This window comes from Comamonas sp. SY3 (genome assembly GCF_041730275.1).
GTDB lineage: Bacteria > Pseudomonadota > Gammaproteobacteria > Burkholderiales > Burkholderiaceae_C > Comamonas > Comamonas sediminis.
Map to the genome: position 1 here is coordinate 46467 of NZ_JBGTYN010000003.1, position 20711 is coordinate 67177.

Consider the following 20711-nt stretch of genomic DNA (forward strand, 5'->3'; position numbering starts at 1 on the left):
ATACCATGCCCCACCACGACCCCCGTCGTTTTGCCACCCGCCTGGCGCTGCCATTGGCCGCTGCGCTGCTTGCCGCCGGTTGCAGCTCCCTGGGCACACCGCCCACCAGCCAGCACAGCGCCAGGATTGCCGGGCTGGAAAAGCCGGCCGAGGTACTGGTCGACCAGTGGGGCGTGCCGCACATCTATGCCGGCACCACCTATGACGCCTTTGTCGTGCAAGGCTATATGGCGGCGCGCGACCGGCTCTGGCAGATGGACCTGTGGCGCAAGCGCGGACTGGGCCAGATGGCCCAGGACTTTGGCCCGGCCTGGGTCGAGAGCGACAAGGCGGCGCGCGCGGTGCTGTTCCGTGGCGACATGTACCGCGAATGGCTGGCCTATGGCTCGGACTCCAAACGCGTCGCCGAAGCCTTTGTGGCCGGGGTCAACGCCTTTGTCGCCCAGACCCAGGCCGACCCCCGCCTGCTGCCCGAAGAGTTCAAGCTGCTGGGCTACCAGCCGGCCCGATGGGCTGCGGAAGACACGGTGCGCATCCGCCACCATGGCCTGACCCTGAACTTCACCGGCGAAGTGGACCGCGCCCAGGCCTTTTGCGAGGGCCAGCACAACGGCGCCCGGGTGGACTGGCTGCGCCGCGAGCTGGTGCCCGATGTGAAGCCGCAGATTCCCGAAGGGCTGGAGGTCTGCGGCCTGCCCGGCAAAGAGCTCAAGCGCGCCTATGCGCTGGCCACTGCCAGCCCGCGCTTCACCAAGGACAACGTCAAGGTCTCGGCCCAGGACATGGCACCCGAGCAGTTGCTGGCGCTGTCGGAATCCACCTTGAACCAGCCCGATGCGAATACCTTGGCCAGCTACGGCAGCAACAACTGGACGATCGCGCCGGGCATGACCACCACCGGCCGCCCGATTCTGGCCAATGACCCGCACCGCGCCCATGGCGCGCCCAGCCTGCGCTATATCTCGCACATCTCCGCGCCTGGCATGGATGTGATTGGTGCTGGCGAGCCGTTTTTGCCTGGCATCTCCATCGGCCACAACGGCCGCATCGCCTTTGGCCTGACGCGCTTCTACATGGACCAGGAAGACCTGTATGTCTATGAAACCAACCCGCAGAACAGCAAGGAATACAGGTACCAGGGCCGCTGGGAGCCGATGACCCGGGTGGCCGAGACCATTGCGGTCAAGGGCGCCGCCCAGCCCGTCATCGTCGAGAACTGGTACACCCGCCACGGCCCGGTGCTGGCTGCCGAAGGCAACAAGGCCTATGCGCTGCGCGCCGCCTGGCTGGATTTGGGCATGGCGCCCTACTTCGGCTCGATGGACTATATGCGTGCGCAGGATTTCGACCAGTTCCGCGCCGCGATGAACCGCTGGGGCGCACCGGGCGAGAACCAGGTCTATGCCGACAGCAGTGGCAACATTGGCTGGATTCCGGGCGGGCTCACCCCCATCCGCCCCAACTGGGACGGGCTGACACCGGTGCCCGGCGATGGCCGCTATGAATGGTCGGGCTACCGCAACGGCGACGAGCTGCCCTGGGAGTTCAACCCGCAGCGCGGCTATGTCGTGACGGCCAACGAAAACAATGTGCCGCCCACCCACCCGCTCTACCAAAAGGGCATTGGCTACGAATGGTCGGACGCGGCCCGCGCGCAGCGCCTGCATGGCCTGTTTGAAAAGGCCGCCAAGGACGGCAAGAAGCTCAGCGTCGCAGACTCCGAAGCCTGGCAGACCGACATCGTCGCCGTGCCTGCCCAGCGCCTGCTCAAACTGCTGGCACCGCTGCAAAGCAGCGATGCACAGACTGCCCAGGGCCTGGCACTGCTGCAAGCCTGGGACGGCACGATGGCCAAGGACAGCGCAGCCGCCGCGCTCTACGAAGTCTGGAGCAATGCCACCCTGAAGAAAGCGCTGACCGATAAGGTGCTGGCCGCCAACGAGCGCAGCTTTGCCAAAGAGACCAGCGCCACCCGCATGATCGCGGTGCTGGAAAGCCCGCAGGGCTGGATGAGCGAGGCCGAGCGCGACCAGGTTCTGCTCTCGTCCATCGCACCGGCGATGCAATGGATCCAGACCAAGCTGGGGGCCGATGCCAGGAGCTGGACCTGGGGCAGCCTGCACCAGGCGATCTTTGTGCACCCGCTCGCCGGTGTGGTGGACAGTGCCACCCGGCAAAGGCTCAATGTCGGCGTCGGCGGCATCGGCGGCTCCTGGGCTACGCCGATGGCTACCAGCTACAACGTGGACACCTACCAGCTGACCTCCGGCGCATCCTTCCGCATGGTGGTGGACGTGGGCAACTGGGACGCCTCGCGCGTGGTCAACACGCCAGGCCAATCGGGCAACCCCGCCAGCCCGCATTACCGCGACCTGGCCAACACCTGGGCCGCAGGCCAGTACTTTCCACTGGCCTACTCGCGCAGTGCGGTGGAAAAAGCCACCCGCGAGCGCATAGCGTTGACACCGCAGTAAGCCACGGCGGCGCGGCAGCCGCAAGGCGATGCAGGCCATCGTCGGATCGCCTGCATCGCCCTCTGCCCCCACGGGTCTGCGGGGGTGTTGTGCAGGTGCTTACAGCAGGGCCAGCCGCAGACCTTCTGCCGAGAGCCCGTAGGCCTGCATGAACACCTCATAGCGCGCATGCGTACGGGTGTCCTCGAGGGTCTCCATCCCCACACTGTGCAGGTTGCCTTGCAGCCGCTGGCCTTCACGCAAGGGCTGGTTGCCCCATTGTTCGGCCAGCGCGTAGCTGCCATCGGCCAGCTGCAGGCCGATGAGACCGGTCTGCGGCTGGTAGACCAAGATCTGTGCTTGCTCCATGGCGGAACTCCTTCGCAGTGGCAACCGGGTGGGCTAGGGCAACGGCGCCTTACTGGCCGCCCTTGGCGCGCGCATAGCTGTTCATCAGATTGCGGTAATCCGGAATGTGGTTGCTGAACAGGGTGCCCAGGCCTTCGACATCATTGCGCCAGTCGCGGTGCAGCTCACAGGCCACACCGAACCAGGTCATCAGCTGCGCGCCTGCCGCCTCCATGCGGCGCCAGGCCGAATCGCGGGTGACTTCGTTGAAGGTACCCGAGGCATCGGTCACCACGAACACGTCAAAGCCCTCTGCAATCGCCGCCAGTGCCGGGAAAGCCACGCAGACCTCGGTCACCACACCGGCAATGATCAGCTGCTTTTTGCCGGTGGCCTTGACGGCCTTGACGATGTCATCGTTGTCCCAGGCATTGATCTGGCCGGGGCGGGCGATGAACGGTGCATAGGGATGGGCCTGGACCAGCTCAGGTACCAGCGGGCCATTGGGCCCATCTTCAAAGCTGGTGGTCAGAATCGTGGGTAGCTGGAAATAATTGGCCAGATCACTCAGCGCCAGCACATTGTTCTTGAACTTGTCGGGGTCGATGTCGCGCACCAGCGAGAGCAGACCGGTCTGGTGGTCCACCAGCAGCACGGCAGCATTGTCTTTGTCGAGGCGAACATAGGGCTTGGAGGTCATGGTCGTTCCTTTTCTGAAGCGCTGGCGGGACGGGCCCACCGCAAGCGTCTGCAACGAGGATTCGTGCTTAACGCCTGGAACGAATATTAGCGATGGAACGATCAACGATAAATCACTAAAATTCGCATTCATCGTTCAAAAAAAAGAACGATCAGCACGGGCTGGCGCATAGCCCTTGCGCAGCGGCCGCCCGCTGCCCAGCGGATAATTGCGCCCATGGTTAAACAGCGCATCGTAGTGGGGCTGAGTGGCGGCGTGGATTCGGCCGTCACCGCGTATTTGCTCAAAAAGCAGGGGCACGAGGTCGTCGGCATCTTCATGAAGAACTGGGAAGATGACGACGACAGCGAGTACTGCTCGTCCAACATCGACTTTGTCGATGCCGCAGCCGTGGCCGACGTGGTGGGCATCGAGCTCGAACACGTCAACTTTGCGGCCGACTACAAGGACCGGGTGTTTGCCGAGTTTCTGCGCGAATACCAGGCCGGCCGCACACCCAACCCGGATGTGCTGTGCAATGCCGAGATCAAGTTCAAGGCCTTTTTGGACCATGCCATGCGGCTGGGCGCCGAAAAGATTGCCACCGGCCACTACGCCCGTGTGCGCCAGAACCCCGGCACCCAGCTGTTCGAGCTGCTCAAGGGCCTGGACCCGGCCAAGGACCAGAGCTATTTTCTGCACCGCCTGAACCAGGCCCAGCTGTCCAGATCGCTTTTCCCGGTCGGTGAGCTGAAGAAGACCGAGGTGCGCCGCATTGCCGAGGAAATCGGCCTGCCCAATGCCAAGAAGAAGGACTCCACCGGTATCTGCTTCATCGGCGAGCGCCCTTTCCGCGACTTTCTCAACCGCTACATCAGCCAGGAACCGGGTCCGATCCTCGACGACCGCAACCGCAAGCTGGGCAAGCATGTCGGCCTGTCGTTCTACACCTTGGGCCAGCGCTCGGGCCTGGGCATTGGGGGCGTGAAGGAAAAAGGCGCTGCCCGTGGCGCAGGCGAGCACGCGCCGTGGTTTGTGGCCCGCAAGGAGCTGGACAAGAACATCCTGCGCGTGGTGCAAGGCCATGACCACCCCTGGCTGCTGTCGCAGGCACTGGACGCCGACAACACCAGCTGGGTCGCCGGCCACCCGCCCGCTGCCGGCACCTATGGATCTAAAACCCGCTACCGCCAGCCCGATTCGCCCGCGATCATTCGCGCCGATACGACGCCCGCGCAGTTCCACCTCGACTTCCCCGAGGCGCAATGGGCAGTGACGCCGGGCCAGTCCGCCGTGCTGTATGACGGCGAGGTCTGCCTGGGCGGCGGCATCATTGCCAGCGTGGCGCCTTCAACGGCCGCTTAAAAATCCAGCAGCTCAGGCGGCGGGTGCGGCAGGCGCCTGCGCAGCGCCCGGCAGCTCATCGCGCAAGATCCAGGCGGCCTCCTGCGTGCAGGCATGTTCGGGGTAGCGGATCTTCATGCGCATGAACACGCGCACGGCCTGGTCGGGCTTGTTGGCGCCTTGCTTGAGCACGCGCACCGTCAGCTCCAGCGCCTGGGGCACCAGATCGCTGCCGGCATAGCTTTTCTCGAAACCATGGAGCAAGGCCAAGGTGTGCGGCAGTTGCATGCGCTTCCAGGCCATCTGTGCCAGTGCCAAGGCATGGCTGGCTTCGTTCAGCCGAAAGGCCTTGTCGCGCTTGTAGCAACTGCCCCAGACCTCCAGCGCATCGGCACTGCGCTGCTTGCGCAGCAGCAGCGCAACATAGCTTTGCGCATGGCGCGCCAGCTCGTCGCCCTTGTCGCTGAGCTTGAGCACGCGGTGGTAGCGGCGCTGGTCGGCCAGGCTGTCCGGTTCGCTGCGCTGCCATTCACGGGCTTCAGCCAGGGCGGCGTTCATGTCGCCGCTTTGCACCAGCTGGGCCACCTGGGCATCGCGGCGCTGGGCCAGCGCAGTCTGCGGGTCCACCACCGGCGCGCCGGCTTCGGCCTGCGGCGCCTTGTCCGGCGTGATGCCCAGCGCCGCATGGTTCTGGTACATCACATAGCCGATCATCGCGGCAATCACGCCGTTGAAATAGATCACGACAAAGGCCAGCAAAGGCGCCAGCAGCGCCTGGGGCACCACCGTGACCAACAGCGCAAAGGCCATCGGCACGCCCTGCATCAGCAGGAACAGAAACAGGCACAGCAGGCCATAGGGCAGACCGATGGCGCCCATGGTGCCAAGCAGCAGGAAGGGGTTGATGGCCGCACGCAGGCTGCCGCTGGTGATCAGCACCATCAACGTGGCGGGGATCAGAAAGGACGAGAGCAGATCGCCCAACGCCGCCAACCCCGGGCTGACCCGGGCGAGCATGCCGATCAGAAAGCCATGCACCAGCAGCACGCCAAAGAACTTCCAGGGCAGCACCTTGAGGTCGGCATCGCAGGGGTAGTCATCGTAGTCGTTGCTGTCGAGCACGCCATGCGAGGCATAGGCCGCGATCTTGAACGCATGCCGGCTGATCGCCAGCAGCAGGCCCACCGCAACGACCAGGCCGATCAACAGGCCCCACATCAGCATATAGGCGCAGAGCGACAGCACCAGCGCATACAGCAAGGGCTTGCGCTGCAATGGGAACAGGAAGAAGCTGTTGAGCTTGCGCCAGAACGGCTCGATCACCCATTGGGCGCTGTCAACCTCGTCGTCTTGCTGTGGAGAACGCAATGGGCCCATGGCCAGCCTTTCTGTCTGCAGCCCCCGCTGGCGCAGCATGGGAGCGATCATAAGGCATGGCTTCACGAAAACTTTACATGGCGCTGACGCTTAGAGGCGCTCGGCCAGCGTTCAGGTGCCCGCCTGGCTGAGCCAGCGCGTCACCGGTTCCTGCGGCGCGGCGCGCTGCAGCGCTGGCAGCCAGCGCCGGGCGTCATCCAGCCGGCCGGCCTTGGCCAGGCCATTGGCCACCAGGGCCAGGGTCGCGGGCCAGTGCGGGTGGTCGGCGGCGTGCTCCAGCTGCTGGCAGATCTTCTGGGCATCGTCCCATTCGCCCAGGCGGACAAAGCTGCGCGCCAGCGCATGCAAGCTGTTGTCGCTGATGCGCGGGGCGGGCCGGGCGCGGTCCCTATAGCTGTGCCAGCTGTGGTGCTGGAGCCGGCGCACCGCCTCGGTATTGGCTGGCAGCTTGAAGATGGCGCGGGCCGCGCGGTGGAAATCCTCGCTGCCCGGCGCATGGCGGGCGCTTTCAAACCAGGCGCGCAAGATGGCCGCATCGGCCGGCGCCAGCTTGGCCGCCTGGCGCCAGGCGGGGGCAGCCAGCTCGAAGGCCAGCGCATCGGTGTGCTTTTGCGCGCGTTGCACGGCGGCGGCCAGTGCGGCGCTCTGGGCCTGGGCCTGCTGCTTGTCACGGGCTGCCACCTCGACCACCGATTCCTTGCGCCGCAGCTGCAGATACAGGACCATCAGCAGACCGCCAGCCAGCAGGCCGCCAAAGTGCGCCATATAGGCCACGCCCTGCTGCCCCAGAAAATGCTGGGCCAGCTCAAAGCCCATCCACACCGGCAGCACCACCAGCGCGGGCCAGGTGGCGTAGTTGAAGTAGAAGGCCAGCATGTAGAAAAAACGGATGCGGCGCATGCGGTAGAGCACCACATACATGGCCATCAGGCCGGCAATCGCGCCGGATGCGCCCAGCCCATAGCTGCCGGAGCCGGCATAGAACAGACCGGCAAACAGCGAGGCGCTGACACCGGCGGCCAGGTAGAAGCACAGGTAGAGCCCGGCGCCCAGCGCCATCTCCAACGTAAAACCGAACAGAAACAAAAACACCATATTGCCCAGCAGGTGGCCGGTGCTGCCGTGCAAAAAGGTGGAGGTCAGCGCCTGCAGGGGCTGCAGGCCGGCACCGGCTTCATAGCTCATCGCCCAGCGGGCGGTGAAGGGAGCGGGCTCCAGCGGTGCAAAGCGGGCGCGGGCGGCCTGCCATTCGGCATGCAGCGGATTGCCTGCCTGGATCACCTCGCCGGCCAGCAGCTGGCGGCGAAAACGGCCTTCCTGCTGCATCAGCAGGTAGATCTGGCCGTAGTCCTGGTTTTTTTGCAGCCTCTGCACCATGCGCACCATCTGCGGTTGGATGCGGCTGTCCGGGTTGCGGCTTTGCGCCTCCAGATACGTCACAAAGGCCGGCACCTCGATCGCCGGCAGCGCCGTATGCGCATAGGTTTTGGAGGCCCGCTCTGCCGCCCGCTCCTCACCCCCTTGCCAGACCAGTTGATCGCAATCAGCAGCACCGTCATCCAGGGCGGCGACTGCCAGGAGGGCTTGTTTTCCAGCGGGATGGCGATGAACATGGCGCCTATTGTGCAGTGGCCCTGCGGCGGCAGGCTGCCGCGCCGGGCACAGCCGGCCGCAGTGTTGGATTTTTGCGTTAGCCCATAGCGCAGATGCGGTGCAACGCCGGCTTGGCCACGCGCACATAGTCCTGGGCATTGAGCACCATCGAGCGGTCCAGCCGCCCGGCATTGAACGCGATCTCGGCATGGCGCTCCACCAGGTCCGGGTCCACCACCAGGGCTACCTGCGGGCCCGGGCTGAACGGTGGAATGGCGCCGATCACGCAGCCGGTCCGCTCGGTGGCTTCTTCCGCGCTGGCCATCGTCATCTTGGGCAGGCCCAGCGCGGCCGCCAGCAGGCGAAAGTCCAGCTTCTGGTCGCCCGGCAGCACCGCCAGTACCCAATGCTCGGCATTGCGGGTCTTGCACAGCATGGCCTTGGCACCCTGGCCCGGCGTGGTGCCCCGGATGCGCGCCACCTCGTCCGATTTGCCCTCGGCCGGGTGGCTCAGCACCCGAAAGCGGGCGCCCTCGCCTTCCAGCAACTGCTGCAGCTGCTCAAACACGCTCATCGCTGCACTCCCGGCGCCACCACCGCGCCTTGCACCTGGTGCTGTGCCAGCGCCTGGGCCACAAAGCCGCTGGCCTTGGCCTCTTCAACAAACGCGGCCAGCCATTGGAGGGCGGCGTCGCCCCGGTCCCTGGGCAGGCCCATGGCCTGCTGGATCAGCATGAAATGCCCGGGCAGCATGCGCAGACCCGGGTGGCTGGCGACCGCAGCTTCCAGCTGCACCTTGACGCCCGCAGCCACATCGCCCCGGGGTTGCAGATAGACATCGACCACCGCCGGCGAGGTGGGCGCCCGCAGGATGCGGGCGTGTTTCAGCGCCCGGCTCAGGTACAGGTCATAGGCACTGCCCTGGCCCACCACCACTTCGTGCGCCGCCACATCCACCTGCGCGTTGTCGGTCAGCGCCGAATCGCTGCGCACCATGTAGGCGCCCTCGATCAGCACATAGGGCGCAGAAAAACCAATGCCCGCGCCGCGCACCGGGTCCACCGCAAAAAAGCCGACATCGGCCTGGCCCTGGGTGACCGCATCGACCGAATGGGCAGCGGCCTCAAACAGCTGCAGATCCAGCGGCAGCCCCAGCTGGGCCGCCATGCGCGCCGCCAGATCGACGGAAACGCCTGCGGCCGAGCCATCGGCCCGTTTGTGCGCCAGCACAGGATTGCCCACATTGATGGCCGCGCGCAGGCGGCCCCTGGGGGCGATGAGGGAAGCGATATCGGTGGTCTCTGTCATGGACGCTTTCGGACAAGGTGGAACAAAGGGCGTCGCGCTGCGCTGGGCCGACGCTCGGCGCGCAGGCACGCCGCAGCCCCCACATTCTCCCTCTGCCGGCATGGCCTGTGGCGCATAGGCCTCTGCACGGTGCTGAATGCCTGCCGCCACGTCGTCCAAAGCGCATACGGACCGGGCAGCCAACCGGTGGCGCAGCAAGACGTTTACGCTTTGAATCACAACAGCTTTTGACAGCCTACCTTTCAGTAGGTACATTCTAAGAATCAAATGAAATACTATTTTTAATAGTTTTTATAAAAAAATATGTCCACCTACGAAAAAATCATCGAGCTGGCCAATGTCTATATCCAGCAGCGTGGCTTCCAGGGCTTCAGCTACGCGGATCTGGAATCTGGCATTGGTATCCGAAAGGCCAGCATCCACCACCATTTCCCCAGCAAGACAGATCTGGGCCTGGCTTACTGTGCCTACAAGACCGCGCAGTTCGACCAGTTGCAAGCCGAACTGAACCAATTGCCTGCGGGAGTGCAGCGGTTGCAGGGCTACCTGGAGGCCTTTTCGGACTGCGCTGCGCAAGGGCAGATGTGCGGCGTCTACGCGATGCTGTCAGACAGCCATCTCCTGCTTCCGGAGCTGCAGATTGCCGTGTTCCGGCTCGCACAGAAGGAGCAGCACCTGCTGCAGGACATCCTTGCAGCCGGTCAGCAATCTGCACAGCTCCAGGCTGCGCTGCCCGCTGCCGAGCTGGCAATGATGGTCAGCGCGGCGCTCAAAGGCGCGCTCTTGCTCAACCGCATTCCCCCACACGATGCCTATGCCGGCGCCGTCCAAGCCATCGTCCACTGGCTCAGCGCTGGTACCCCTCCGCCCACCCCCGCCTTGAAACAGGAGACCCCATGAAAAACGCCATCCACCGCTTTGTGCATTCCGATGCCGACCTCACCCTGCTGCGGCTTTCCGTCATCTTTATCTTTGCGCTGTTCGGCACCTTCAAATGGTTTGATTTCGAGGTCAGCGAGTTGGAGCCGCTGATCTCCAGCACCTGGCTCAGCTTTCTCTACACCCTGTTTGGCGTGCACGGAGGCAGCTACTTTCTCGGCGTTGTCGAAACCCTGGCCTTTGTGGCCTTGGTCGTCGGTTTCAAGAAACCGGCCTTCGGTATCGTGGGCTCGGCCATCGTCATCGTGACAGGCATCACGACGCTGAGCCTGCTGCCGCAACTGACCATGCTGGACGGCTTCATCGTCAAGGACGTGTTGCTGATCGGCGCAGGGGCCGTACTGCTCAAATTCGACCTGCGCCGCCATCTACGCATCCAGCAGGCCAGCGCGCCCGAGGGCGCATCAGCGCTCCCGGCGCAAGGCGTCCGCCAGACCTAGCAGACTGCGGGCGAGCCCCCTTTTGCTCCGCCATCAAAATAGCCCGCGCCTGGTCAGGCGCGGGCTCGTCATTCATTGCGAAACAGGCAGCGGCTGTTTAGAACGGTTGTGCCCACTAAAAAGTGGTCTAACTTCGCGAAATTCTCATTGGTATTGGCTCATTCTTTCCCATCGAGTTCTTCTTCTTACTATTAGGGCGTTGTCAAAATCACGGTCAACGCATGGTTAATGTAGTAGTTGCTGCGCCCCGCTTTTTGTTTTAGTAAAAAACCTGTCTCCGTCAGAGCATCCAGATACTTCGTCGCCGTCAACCGTGATACCTGCAGGTCGTTTTGCATGAACTCAATCTTGGTATACGGGTGCATGAACAAGCTGTTGATGAGGTCTTGGCTGTAGAACTTGTGCTGCTCCCGAATGCGGTGCTTGTAATCAAACAAGGCATCCCGAATGGCAATCACCGTCTTCACCGTCTGCTGGGCTGTCTGCTCCACTGCCTCTAGCATGTACAGCACCCAGTCCTCCCACGCATCGTCGTCACGCACCGCCTGCAGCAGGCGGTAATACTCAGCCTTGGTTTGCACAATATGGCGGCTCAGGTACAACACCGGAATGTCCATCAGCCCCTCTTTGACCAAATACAGCACATTCAAAATGCGCCCCGTTCGGCCATTGCCATCATAGAAGGGGTGAATGCTCTCAAACTGGTGGTGAATCAGCGCCATCTTGATAAGCGGGTCTACGGGCACTGCCTCGGGGTCGTTGATGACCTGCTCCAAATCGCGCATCAGCCCTACGATGGCATCTGGCTCCTGCGGCGGTGTGTACACCGTGCGACTTGCGCCATCCTTCAAGGCCGTGCCGGGCAATTTGCGAAAGCCTGCATGGTTGCGGTCCAGTGCACGCTGCATCTCGATCAGATGGTTGGCTGTCAGCAAGCCAGTCTCTTTCACTAGCCGGAAGCCCGTATACAACGCCTGCCGGTAACTCAGCACCTCTTTGCTGGCGGCAGACAGTTTGCTCTCAAGGGACACCTCGTCTTTGAAGAGCTCATCGTGCGTGGTGACAATGTTCTCAATCTCTGAGCTGTCCTTGGCCTCCTGCAAACCCAAGGTGTTGATGAGAATGCCTTGATTGGGTATGGCCGCAGCAATGCCCTTCAGCTCCGCCAGCTTGCGGCTGGCGCTGGCCAACTTCTTGAGGATGGGGGCGGTGTCAAAGCGCTCGGCCCGCAGCGCGGCAAGGGATTCCATGAGGTCAACCCAACATGTATAGAAAACGCCAATTCTTATACATATCGCCGCCCACGTGTATAGAAGCTGCGTTTAATGCAGCTTTTCGCGCAACGCGGCCTCCATCTGCATAGCTAACTGCGGTCATCTATACACATTGACCGCATGCTGCGTAAGCCCTGCATGATGAGGCACTGCGCGACTGCAGGGGCTCAACGCTACCGATGGGCATCCGACACGCAGGATGTACATAAGGAGTGCTACCTGCGAGGGGCCAGTCCAATCACCCCGCAAAGAGCGAAGCTGTGCAAAGAGCTGGCATTTGCTCACCGCGATGAAGCGGTCAAGGCGCGTGGGAGGTTGGGGCGGGCTATCTGGAAAAGATGGAGCGGCTGCCCTCTTGGTCTCTGGTAGAGGCCAAGATGAATTGCTCCAAGCGTCTGGGCGAGAAGGTGATGGCCAGGACGTTTGAGCGCCAAGTGCCCGAGCTCAATATTCGAGCGTCAATCCTCAATCATTTACCGCGCTGGCCACGCCCCCAGACGGTCGCTGCTGCATAAATCCAGTGGAATCGAGGATGTCTCAGCTTATGGCCGAGGTATGCAGCAACGCCGGTAGGACTTAGAACGGAATATCGTCGTCCATGTCGTCAAAGCCCGACGCAGCGCGTGGGGCCGGCGCTGGCATGGGCGCTGGCGCAGGACGGGGAGGTGGCGTCTGGCGGGGTGCGGCCGCTGGGGCCATGGCCGGTGCCGGGGCGCGGCGCTGGTAGTTGCCAGCGGGTGCACCGCCGCCACCTTGGTCGCCGTAGCCGCTGTCGCCATAGCCGTAGTCATCACCACCGCCCTGGCCGCCACCGCCGCCCTGGCCTTGGCGGCTGCCCAGCATTTGCATGGAGTCAGCGCGGATTTCCGTCGCATAGCGCTCCTGGCCGGTGGCCTGGTCGGTCCACTTGCGGGTGCGCAGGCTGCCTTCCACATAGACCTGGCTGCCCTTGCGCAGGTACTGGCCGACGATTTCAGCCAGACGGCCATTGAACACCACACGGTGCCACTCGGTGGCTTCCTTGTTCTCGCCGCTGTTCTTGTCGCGCCAGCGGTCGGTGGTGGCGATGGTGACGTTGGCTACCTGGTCGCCCGAGGGGAAGGTGCGGATTTCAGGGTCGCGGCCGAGGTTGCCGACGATGATGACTTTGTTGACGGATGCCATGGTTCAGGTTTTTCCTTTGAAAAATGGGCGCCTACTATGCGTTGGCAGTGTTGCAGGCATTGCAGCCTTCAAAGCGCCCATCACTGAGATACAGGGGCGTATCCTACCCCAAAGCGGCCAGGCATTTCTTGCCCAGTACCCGCAGATTCTGCAAAGGGGCCTGACGGGCCGGCCCCATTCCCAGCCAGCGCTTACTTTTGTGCAGCGCCAGCGCCAGCGGCGGTGCGGGCCAGCGGTTGCAAGGGCCAGGTCAGCACCAGCCACAGCAGCGCCAAGGCGCTGGTGGCGATGAACAAATCGGTCACACTGCCCCAGCGGGTCAGCACCCCACCCAACGCGCCGCCGGCGAACAAGCCCAGCGATTGCAAAGTGTTGTAACTGCCCAGCGCCGCACCACGCAGGGAGGCTGGCGCCATGCGCGACACCAGGCTCGGCTGCGTCGCCTCCAGCGCATTGAAGCCGCAGAAAAACACGAACAGCAGCACCCCCATCAGCCACAGCGTGGGCGCCTGGCCGGAGGTCGCCACCAGTCCCAAGGCTATTTGCACCAGGGCCACCAGCCCGATCGAGCCCAGCAGCGCGCCGCGCAGGTAACCGCGCCGCTCCAGCGCAAACAGCCCGCCCATCAGCACAAAGGACAGCACCACGGCCGGCAGGTAGACCTGCCAGTGCTCGGCCTTGGGCAGACCCGCGGCCACCAGCATCGCGGGCACGGCCACCCACATCGACATCTGCACCGTGTGCAACACAAACACCCCGGCGTTGAGCCGCACCAGATCGGCATGGCGAAACACCTCACGCAGGCCGCCGCGTGCGCCGCCCCGGTGCTCCAGCGGCTCCGGCGGCACCACCCACAGCACCACGGCAATGCCGCCCAGCGCCAGGCCGCAGGTCATCAAGAACAGGCCGCTCAGGCCGATATGCACGACCAGCAGCGGGCTGAGCACCAGCGCCAGCGCAAACATCAGCCCAATGCTCGCGCCCACCAGCGCCATGGCCTTGGTGCGCACCACATCGCGGGTCTGGTCGGCCAGCAGCGCCGTGACGGCGGCGGACACGGCGCCCGCGCCTTGCAGCGCCCGGCCCAGCAGCAAGGTATGGAGGTTGCCGGCCATGCCGGCGATCAGACTGCCGGCGGCGAACACCAGCAGGCCCAGCACGATGACCTTCTTGCGCCCATAGCGGTCAGACGCCATGCCCAGCGGCAGTTGGCAGACGGCCTGGGTCAGGCCATAGACGCCCATGGCCAGCCCGACCAGCGCCGGGTCATCACCACCAGGGTATTTGTGGGCCTCCAGCGCGAACACCGGCAGCACCAGGAACAGGCCCAGCATGCGCAATGCAAAGATCAGCGCCAGGCTGAAGCTGGCGCGCCGCTCGGCCGGCAGCATGGCCGTGGATGAAGAAACAGAAGTGAGAGACAAGGGCGATACGCTGGCAAACAAGGGACGGATGGCGACGATCGCCAGCGGCAAGTGTAGAGCGCAGCCGCAAGCCCTGCTGGCAGACGGAATCTCCGCGGCTGCAGGCCCTTCAGAAACGATAGCTGGGCGCAAAGCTGCAGCAAGCCCTTACCTCGGTTTTGGCGGCAAGTTGTAGGCCGCTCCCCTGGGGCGGCGCCCGGTTTATCCGCAAAGCATGTGCAGCGATACCCGGCAGATTGCACAACGAACGGGCAGGCTGGCTATCATGAGGGGTTTTGGATCCTGACGCCCACATGCCACCACGCACCCCCACCGACCCATCCGCTGCCATCGACCTGCACCACGAACTCGGCGTGTCCGAGGCGCGCCAGGACGACAGCCGCTACCTGGGTGCGCGGCTGGCACACAGCCGCATCGCCATCCGTGGCGCGCGCACGCACAACCTCAAGAACATCGACCTGGACATCCCCCGCCACCAGCTGGTGGTGATCACCGGGCTGTCCGGCTCGGGCAAATCCAGCCTGGCCTTTGACACCTTGTATGCCGAAGGCCAGCGCCGCTATGTCGAGAGCCTCTCGGCCTATGCGCGCCAGTTTCTGGGCCGGCTGGACAAACCCGATGTCGACCTGATCGAGGGCCTGTCGCCGGCCATCTCGATCGAGCAGAAGGCGACCAGCCACAACCCGCGCTCGACCGTGGGCACGGTCACCGAAATCCATGACTACCTGCGCCTGCTGTACGCCCGCGCAGGCACGCCCTTCTGCCCCGACCACAACCTGCCGCTGGCGGCCCAGACCGTCAGCCAGATGGTGGATGCCGTGCTGGCCCTGCCCGAGGACACCAGGCTGATGGTCCTGGCGCCAGTGGCGCGCGGCAAGAAGGGCGAGTTCGTCGAGCTGTTTGCCCAGATGCAGGCGCTGGGCTATGTGCGCTTTCGGGTCGATGGCCAGATGTACGAGCACGAGACCCTGCCCGCGCTGGCCAAGAACGAGAAGCACGACATCGACGTGGTTATCGACCGGGTCAAGGTACGCGCCGGGCTGCAGCAGCGCCTAGCCGAAAGCATTGAGGCCGCGCTGCGCGTGGGCGGCAACGAAGGCAATGGCCGGGTGCTGGCGCTGGAGATGGACACCGGCAAGGAGCATTTGTTCAGCAGCAAGTTCTCCTGCCCGGTCTGCAGCTATGCGCTGGCCGAGCTGGAGCCGCGCCTGTTCTCCTTCAACTCGCCCCAGGGCGCCTGCCCGTCCTGCGACGGCCTGGGCCTGCATGAGGTGTTCGACGTCGAGCGTGTGGTGGCCTTCCCCACGCTCAGCCTGGCCAGCGGCGCCATCAAGGGCTGGGACCGGCGCAATGGCTACTATTTTGCGATGCTCGAAAGCCTGGGCCGCCACTACAAGTTCGACATCGAGCAGCCTTTCGAGAGCCTGCCCGAGGCGGTGCGCCAGGTGGTGCTCCATGGCTCGGGCGACGAAGAAATTGCCTTCAAGTACGAGCTGGCCAGCGGCGAGAACGCCGGCAAGATGGTCACGAAGAAGCACCCGTTTGAAGGCATTCTGCCGAACATGACGCGGCGCTACCGCGAGACCGATTCGAGCATCGTGCGCGACGAGCTGGCGCGCTACCAGAGCGTGCAGCCCTGCCCGGATTGCCACGGCGCGCGCCTGCGCCGCGAGGCGCGCTTTGTGCGCGTGGGCGACGGCGACCAGGCCCGTGCAATCCAGGACATCAGCCAGGTCACCCTGAGCGAGGCCCACGCCTGGTTCACCACGGTGCAGCTGACGGGCGCCAAGGCCGATATTGCCGCCCGGGTGATCCAGGAGATCAGCACGCGGCTGCAGTTCCTCAACGATGTGGGCCTGACCTACCTGAGCCTGGCACGCAGCGCCGAGACCCTCTCGGGCGGCGAGGCGCAGCGCATTCGCCTGGCCTCGCAGATCGGCTCGGGCCTGACCGGCGTGATGTATGTGCTCGACGAGCCCTCGATCGGCCTGCACCAGCGCGACAACGACCGCCTGATCGCTACCTTGCAGCACCTGCGCGACATCGGCAACAGCGTGATCGTCGTCGAGCACGACGAGGACATGATGCGCGCGGCCGACCAGATCATCGACATGGGCCCGGGCGCCGGCGTGCACGGCGGCCAGATCATGGCCCAGGGCCGCTATGCCGACATCTGCGCCCACCCGCAGTCGCTCACCGGCCAGTACCTGAGCGGCCAGAAATCGATTGCCGTGCCTGCGCGCCGCACGCCCTGGCTGCCGGTGCTGGCCAGCACCGTGGGTGCGCCCGTGGGCAAGGCCGTGGCGGACAAGAGCGGCTCGCAGTTCCCCACGGTGCGCACCTCGCTGGAGAAAAAGCCCAGCGGCAAGGCCAGCAGCACCAGCAGCGCCAAGGGCCGCAGCGCGCAGGAAGCAGCGCCCGCCCCGGTGGACCCGCATGCGGTGCAAAGCCTGCGCCTGGTGGGCGCCAGCGGCCACAACCTGCGCGATGTGACGGTGGATTTCCCCGTCGGCCTGTTCACCTGCGTGACCGGCGTCTCGGGCTCGGGCAAGTCGACCCTGGTCAACGACACCTTGTATGCCGCAGCGGCCCACAAGATCAACCGCGCCCAGGGCGATGTTGCGCCCTACCGGGAGATCGAAGGCCTGGACTATTTCGACAAGGTCATCAATGTGGACCAGAGCCCGATTGGCCGCACGCCCCGCAGCAACCCGGCAACCTACACGGGCCTGTTCACCCCCATCCGCGAGCTGATGGCCGAAACCAACACCGCCAAGGAGCGCGGCTATGGCCCGGGGCGTTTCAGCTTCAATGTGGCCGGCGGCCGCTGCGAGGCCTGCCAGGGCGATGGCATGGTGAAGGTGGAGATGCATTTTCTGCCCGATGTCTATGTGCCCTGCGACATCTGCCACGGCCAGCGCTACAACCGCGAAACCCTGCAGGTGCAGTGGAAGGGCCGCAACATTGCGCAGATCCTGGAGATGACGGTGGAGGATGCGCACGACTTCTTCCGCGATGTACCCACCATTGCCCGCAAGCTGCAAACCCTGCTGGATGTGGGCCTGAGCTATATCCGCCTGGGCCAGAGCGCCACCACCTTGTCGGGGGGCGAGGCCCAGCGCGTCAAGCTGGCGCAGGAGCTGTCCAAGCGCGACACCGGCCGCACGCTCTACATCCTCGATGAGCCGACCACCGGCCTGCACTTCGCCGATATCGACCTGCTGCTCAAGGTGCTGCACCAGCTGCGCGATGCAGGAAACACGATTGTCGTCATCGAGCACAACCTCGACGTCATCAAGACGGCAGACTGGGTCATCGACATGGGGCCGGAAGGCGGCGCCGGTGGCGGGCAACTGGTGGCCCAGGGCACGCCCGAGCAGGTGGCGGCCAACCCGGCCAGCCATACCGGCCGCTATCTGGCGCCCTACCTGAAGCGCTGACCCTATTGGGCGATGCAACCACCACGACCTGGAGCGCCACAGCGATGCCGACCCACCTGATGTTCCGCACCGCAGCCCTTGCCGACCTGCCCGCCATCATCGCCTTGCTGGCCGATGATGCGCTGGGCCGCGAGCGCGAGGTGCTGACCGACCCGCCCGATGCGCGCTATACCGCAGCCTTTGATGCGATCTGCGCCGATGCGAACCAGCGCCTGGTGGTGGCGGAGTTGAACGGGAAGGTGGTCGGCACCCTGCAGCTGTCTTTTGTGCCCGGCTTGTCGCACACGGGCGCCTGGCGTGGCCAGATCGAATCGGTGCGCATTGCGGCAGAACTGCGTGGCGCCGGCGCGGGCCAGCAGATGCTGGAATGGGCGGTGGCGCAGTGCCGGGAGCGGGGCTGCTCGGTGGTGCAGCTGACCACCGACAAAAGCCGGGCCGATGCCCACCGTTTCTATGAAAAGCTGGGCTTTGTGCCCAGCCATCTGGGTTTCAAGCGCAAGCTTTAAGTGCCCGAGGGCGTGAGGCGGATGAGCTTGCCATCGGGCCCATCGGTCAGCAGGTAGACCAGGCCATCGGCACCCTGGCGCACATCGCGGATGCGCTCACCGAGGGATTCATAGAGCCGCTTCTCGCCCGTCACCTTGCCGTCCTTGACCGTCAGCTGGGCGACGCTGCGCGACTTGAGGCCGCCGACCAGCAGGCCGCCTTTCCAGGCCGGGCCATAGCGGTCGCTCGTGACAAAGGCCATGCCCGACGGTGCAATGCTGGGCACCCAGTAGTGCAAGGGCTGCTCCATGCCGGCCTTCTGCGTGCCTTCGCCGATCTTGCCGCCGCCGTATTCCTCGCCATAGGTGATCACCGGCCAGCCATAGTTCTTGCCGGGCTGGGGCCGATTGATCTCGTCGCCGCCCTGGGGGCCGTGCTCGTGCTGCCACAGGCTGCCATCGGCGGCCACGGCCAGGCCCTGGCTGTTGCGGTGGCCATAGCTGTAGATTTCCGGCAGCGCATCCTGGCGGCCCACATAGGGGTTGTCCTTGGGCACGCTGCCATCCTTGGCGATGCGCACCAGCTTGCCGTGGTGGTTGTTCAGGGTCTGCGCATCGTTGCGCAACGAGAAGCGGTCGCCCAGGCTGAGGAACAGGTTGCCGTCAGGCGTCTCGGCAATGCGGCAGCCAAAGTGGGCATTGCTCTTGGCCTTGGGGCGCTGGCTGAACAGAACCTTGACCTCGTCGAGCTGGCGCTCATCGGCCGCAATGCGCGCCGTGGCCAGCGCCGTGCTGTTGGTGCCCGCCTGGGGCCCGGCTTCGCTGAAGCAGAAATAGATGCGGCGGTTGCTGGCGAACTGGCTGTCGGCCACCACATCCAGCAGGCCGCCCTGGCCGGCATCGACCACCTTGGGTACGCCCTGCAGCTCGGACTGCTTGCGGCCATCGGCATCGAGCAGCCAGAGCTTGCCGCCGCGCTCGGTCAGCAAAAAGCGTTTGTCCGGCAACGGCGCAATGGCCCAGGGGTTGAGGTAGCCGCTGCCCACCACCGTGGGTTGGGGCAGCGCGGGCGCCGCCGATTGTGCTTGCGCAGTGCTGGCCGCACAGACGGCCAGCAGCCCGCAGGCACCCAGCGCCCATGAATGAAAACCCTTGCGTGCCTGTTTCTGTCTCATGTTTGCCCTTTGCGAAGTGTCACTGACCTTACCATGCTGACCATGGATACCCCCAACAGTTCCCCTTCGGCCACCCCCACCCCGTCAGCCTCTGCCGCCGCCCGCCCGGCCGTCTGGGATTTTGTCGTCATCGGCGCCGGCATGGCCGGCAGCGCCACCGCCTGGCACCTGGCCAGCAGCGCCCAGGTGCTGGTGCTGGAGCAGGAATCCCAACCCGGCTACCACACCACCGGCCGCTCGGCCGCGCTGTTCGAAGAGCACTATGGCCCAGCCCAGGTGCAAGCGCTCACCCGGGCCAGCCGCGCGTTTTACGAGCAGCCGCCGGCCGATTTTGCCGAGCAGGCGCTGGTCAGCCCCCGGGGTGTGCTGTATGTGGCGACACCCGAGCAATTGCCCGCATTGCAAGCCGCCTACGACGAGGCGCGCCAGCATTCGCCCGGCGCCCGCTGGCTGGACAAGACCGAACTGAAAGCCTTCTTGCCGGCCTTGAACACCGACGTGCTCGAAGCCGGTTTTACCGACGATGGCGCCCGCGATATCGATGTGCATGCGCTGCACCAGGGCTTTTTGAAGGGCATGCGCCGGCGCGGCGGCCAGCTGTGGAACGATGCACGGGTGCAGAGCCTGCACTGGGATGCCGGCGCCAGCCGCTGGCAGATCGGCCTGACCGATGGCCGCCAGCTGCAGGCCCGCCATGTCGTCAATGCCGCCGGTGCCTGGGCCGATGAACTGGGCCAGATGGCCGGTGCCGCTGCGATTGGCCTCACACCCAAGCGCCGCAGCGCCTTCACCTTTGCGATGCCCGAAGGCATGGACGGCCAGCACTGGCCGGCCGTCATCGATATTGGAGAGCAGTGGTATTTCAAGCCCGATGCCGGCCAGCTGCTGGGCTCGCCCGCCAATGCCGATGCCACCCACCCGCATGATGTGCAGCCCGAGATGCTCGACATTGCCGAAGGCATTGACCGCATCATGCAGGCCAGCCACTTCGAGATCCGCCGCCCCGGCCACAGCTGGGCGGGCCTGCGCTCCTTTGTCGCCGATGGCGAGATGGTGATCGGCTGGGATGGCCAGGCGCCGCAGTTTCTGTGGGTGGCCGCGCAGGGCGGCTACGGCATCCAGAGCGCCTACGGCTACGGACTGCTGGCGCGCAACCTCGCCTTGCATGAGCCGCTGGACCCGGCCCTTGCCTGCCAGGGCGTGCAGCCCCAGGCACTGTCGCCCACCAGAGCCTTGCGCTGAATGGCGCAGTGACAGCACGCGGCCGC

At 64.8% G+C, this 20711-nt stretch carries 17 protein-coding genes and 1 pseudogene; 8 read left to right on the plus strand and 10 right to left on the minus strand.

Features of this window, described 5'->3' with window-relative positions; genetic code table 11:
- Positions 1 to 5: 5 nt before the first annotated feature.
- Positions 6 to 2474 carry a penicillin acylase family protein gene (locus ACCQ08_RS05105; RefSeq protein ID WP_373449103.1) on the plus strand — a complete coding sequence of 823 codons (2469 nt, stop codon included), beginning with the start codon at positions 6 to 8 and terminating at the stop codon, positions 2472 to 2474.
- A 99-nt stretch (positions 2475 to 2573) separates the two neighbouring features.
- On the opposite strand, the gene ACCQ08_RS05110 is transcribed toward ACCQ08_RS05105, so the two are convergent.
- Both ACCQ08_RS05110 and ycaC read right to left on the minus strand, forming a co-directional pair.
- The gene (locus ACCQ08_RS05110; protein ID WP_239809787.1) at positions 2574 to 2822 is read right to left on the minus strand and encodes a hypothetical protein; all 249 of its coding nucleotides are present in this window, start codon (positions 2820 to 2822) and stop codon (positions 2574 to 2576) included.
- Between the two features lie 49 nt (positions 2823 to 2871).
- Positions 2872 to 3501, minus strand: a complete 630-nt coding sequence (ycaC, locus tag ACCQ08_RS05115) for an isochorismate family cysteine hydrolase YcaC (protein WP_373449104.1) — start codon at positions 3499 to 3501, stop codon at positions 2872 to 2874.
- A gap of 216 nt (positions 3502 to 3717) precedes the next feature.
- On the opposite strand from ycaC, the gene mnmA reads away from it, so the two are divergent.
- Positions 3718 to 4845 carry a tRNA 2-thiouridine(34) synthase MnmA gene (gene mnmA, locus ACCQ08_RS05120; RefSeq protein ID WP_373449105.1) on the plus strand — a complete coding sequence of 376 codons (1128 nt, stop codon included), beginning with the start codon at positions 3718 to 3720 and terminating at the stop codon, positions 4843 to 4845.
- Between the two features lie 12 nt (positions 4846 to 4857).
- Here the strand turns inward: mnmA and ACCQ08_RS05125 are convergent, their stop codons facing one another.
- The 4 genes from ACCQ08_RS05125 to ACCQ08_RS05140 form a co-directional block, all read right to left on the minus strand.
- Positions 4858 to 6201 carry a hypothetical protein gene (locus ACCQ08_RS05125; protein WP_312450806.1) on the minus strand — a complete coding sequence of 448 codons (1344 nt, stop codon included), beginning with the start codon at positions 6199 to 6201 and terminating at the stop codon, positions 4858 to 4860.
- 111 nt (positions 6202 to 6312) lie between these two features.
- Positions 6313 to 7641: a rhomboid family intramembrane serine protease gene (locus ACCQ08_RS05130; protein WP_373449106.1), complete on the minus strand. Its 1329-nt coding sequence runs from the start codon at positions 7639 to 7641 to the stop codon at positions 6313 to 6315.
- Between the two features lie 250 nt (positions 7642 to 7891).
- Entirely contained in the window at positions 7892 to 8368 is a 477-nt protein-coding gene (locus tag ACCQ08_RS05135; RefSeq protein WP_373449107.1) for a YbaK/prolyl-tRNA synthetase associated domain-containing protein, read from the minus strand.
- Positions 8365 to 9102 carry a transporter substrate-binding domain-containing protein gene (locus tag ACCQ08_RS05140; protein ID WP_373449108.1) on the minus strand — a complete coding sequence of 246 codons (738 nt, stop codon included), beginning with the start codon at positions 9100 to 9102 and terminating at the stop codon, positions 8365 to 8367. Before ACCQ08_RS05140 ends, ACCQ08_RS05135 begins: the two co-directional genes overlap by 4 nt.
- Positions 9103 to 9405: 303 nt before the next feature.
- On the opposite strand from ACCQ08_RS05140, the gene ACCQ08_RS05145 reads away from it, so the two are divergent.
- Together ACCQ08_RS05145 and ACCQ08_RS05150 are read left to right on the plus strand one after the other, a co-directional pair.
- Positions 9406 to 10002, plus strand: coding sequence for a TetR/AcrR family transcriptional regulator (locus ACCQ08_RS05145; RefSeq protein WP_373449109.1), 597 nt, complete (start codon positions 9406 to 9408; stop codon positions 10000 to 10002).
- A complete protein-coding gene (locus tag ACCQ08_RS05150) occupies positions 9999 to 10481 on the plus strand; it encodes a DUF417 family protein (protein WP_239809795.1) in 483 nt (160 codons plus the stop codon). Before ACCQ08_RS05145 ends, ACCQ08_RS05150 begins: the two co-directional genes overlap by 4 nt.
- A 191-nt stretch (positions 10482 to 10672) precedes the next feature.
- Here the strand turns inward: ACCQ08_RS05150 and ACCQ08_RS05155 are convergent, their stop codons facing one another.
- Positions 10673 to 11731 carry a Fic family protein gene (locus tag ACCQ08_RS05155; protein WP_373449110.1) on the minus strand — a complete coding sequence of 353 codons (1059 nt, stop codon included), beginning with the start codon at positions 11729 to 11731 and terminating at the stop codon, positions 10673 to 10675.
- A gap of 207 nt (positions 11732 to 11938) precedes the next feature.
- Here ACCQ08_RS05155 and ACCQ08_RS05160 point away from each other — a divergent pair.
- Positions 11939 to 12270 (plus strand): annotated as a pseudogene (locus tag ACCQ08_RS05160) (IS5/IS1182 family transposase); the annotation flags it as partial.
- Between the two features lie 61 nt (positions 12271 to 12331).
- On the opposite strand, the gene ssb reads toward ACCQ08_RS05160, so the two are convergent.
- Both ssb and ACCQ08_RS05170 read right to left on the minus strand, forming a co-directional pair.
- Positions 12332 to 12919, minus strand: coding sequence for a single-stranded DNA-binding protein (ssb, locus tag ACCQ08_RS05165; RefSeq protein WP_373449111.1), 588 nt, complete (start codon positions 12917 to 12919; stop codon positions 12332 to 12334).
- Positions 12920 to 13110: 191 nt separating this feature from the next.
- Positions 13111 to 14310, minus strand: coding sequence for an MFS transporter (locus ACCQ08_RS05170; RefSeq protein WP_312412191.1), 1200 nt, complete (start codon positions 14308 to 14310; stop codon positions 13111 to 13113).
- A 326-nt stretch (positions 14311 to 14636) separates the two neighbouring features.
- Here ACCQ08_RS05170 and uvrA point away from each other — a divergent pair, with 326 nt between their 5' ends.
- Together uvrA and ACCQ08_RS05180 are read left to right on the plus strand one after the other, a co-directional pair.
- The gene (gene uvrA, locus ACCQ08_RS05175) at positions 14637 to 17783 is read left to right on the plus strand and encodes an excinuclease ABC subunit UvrA (RefSeq protein WP_373449112.1); all 3147 of its coding nucleotides are present in this window, start codon (positions 14637 to 14639) and stop codon (positions 17781 to 17783) included.
- Positions 17784 to 17827: 44 nt separating this feature from the next.
- Positions 17828 to 18289: an N-acetyltransferase family protein gene (locus ACCQ08_RS05180; RefSeq protein WP_373449113.1), complete on the plus strand. Its 462-nt coding sequence runs from the start codon at positions 17828 to 17830 to the stop codon at positions 18287 to 18289.
- Here the strand turns inward: ACCQ08_RS05180 and ACCQ08_RS05185 are convergent.
- Positions 18286 to 19443: a PQQ-dependent sugar dehydrogenase gene (locus ACCQ08_RS05185; RefSeq protein WP_373449114.1), complete on the minus strand. Its 1158-nt coding sequence runs from the start codon at positions 19441 to 19443 to the stop codon at positions 18286 to 18288. The two genes, ACCQ08_RS05180 and ACCQ08_RS05185, sit on opposite strands and share 4 nt — an antisense overlap.
- Positions 19444 to 19485: 42 nt before the next feature.
- Here ACCQ08_RS05185 and ACCQ08_RS05190 point away from each other — a divergent pair, with 42 nt between their 5' ends.
- Positions 19486 to 20685: an NAD(P)/FAD-dependent oxidoreductase gene (locus ACCQ08_RS05190; RefSeq protein ID WP_373449115.1), complete on the plus strand. Its 1200-nt coding sequence runs from the start codon at positions 19486 to 19488 to the stop codon at positions 20683 to 20685.
- Positions 20686 to 20711 lie beyond the last annotated feature (26 nt).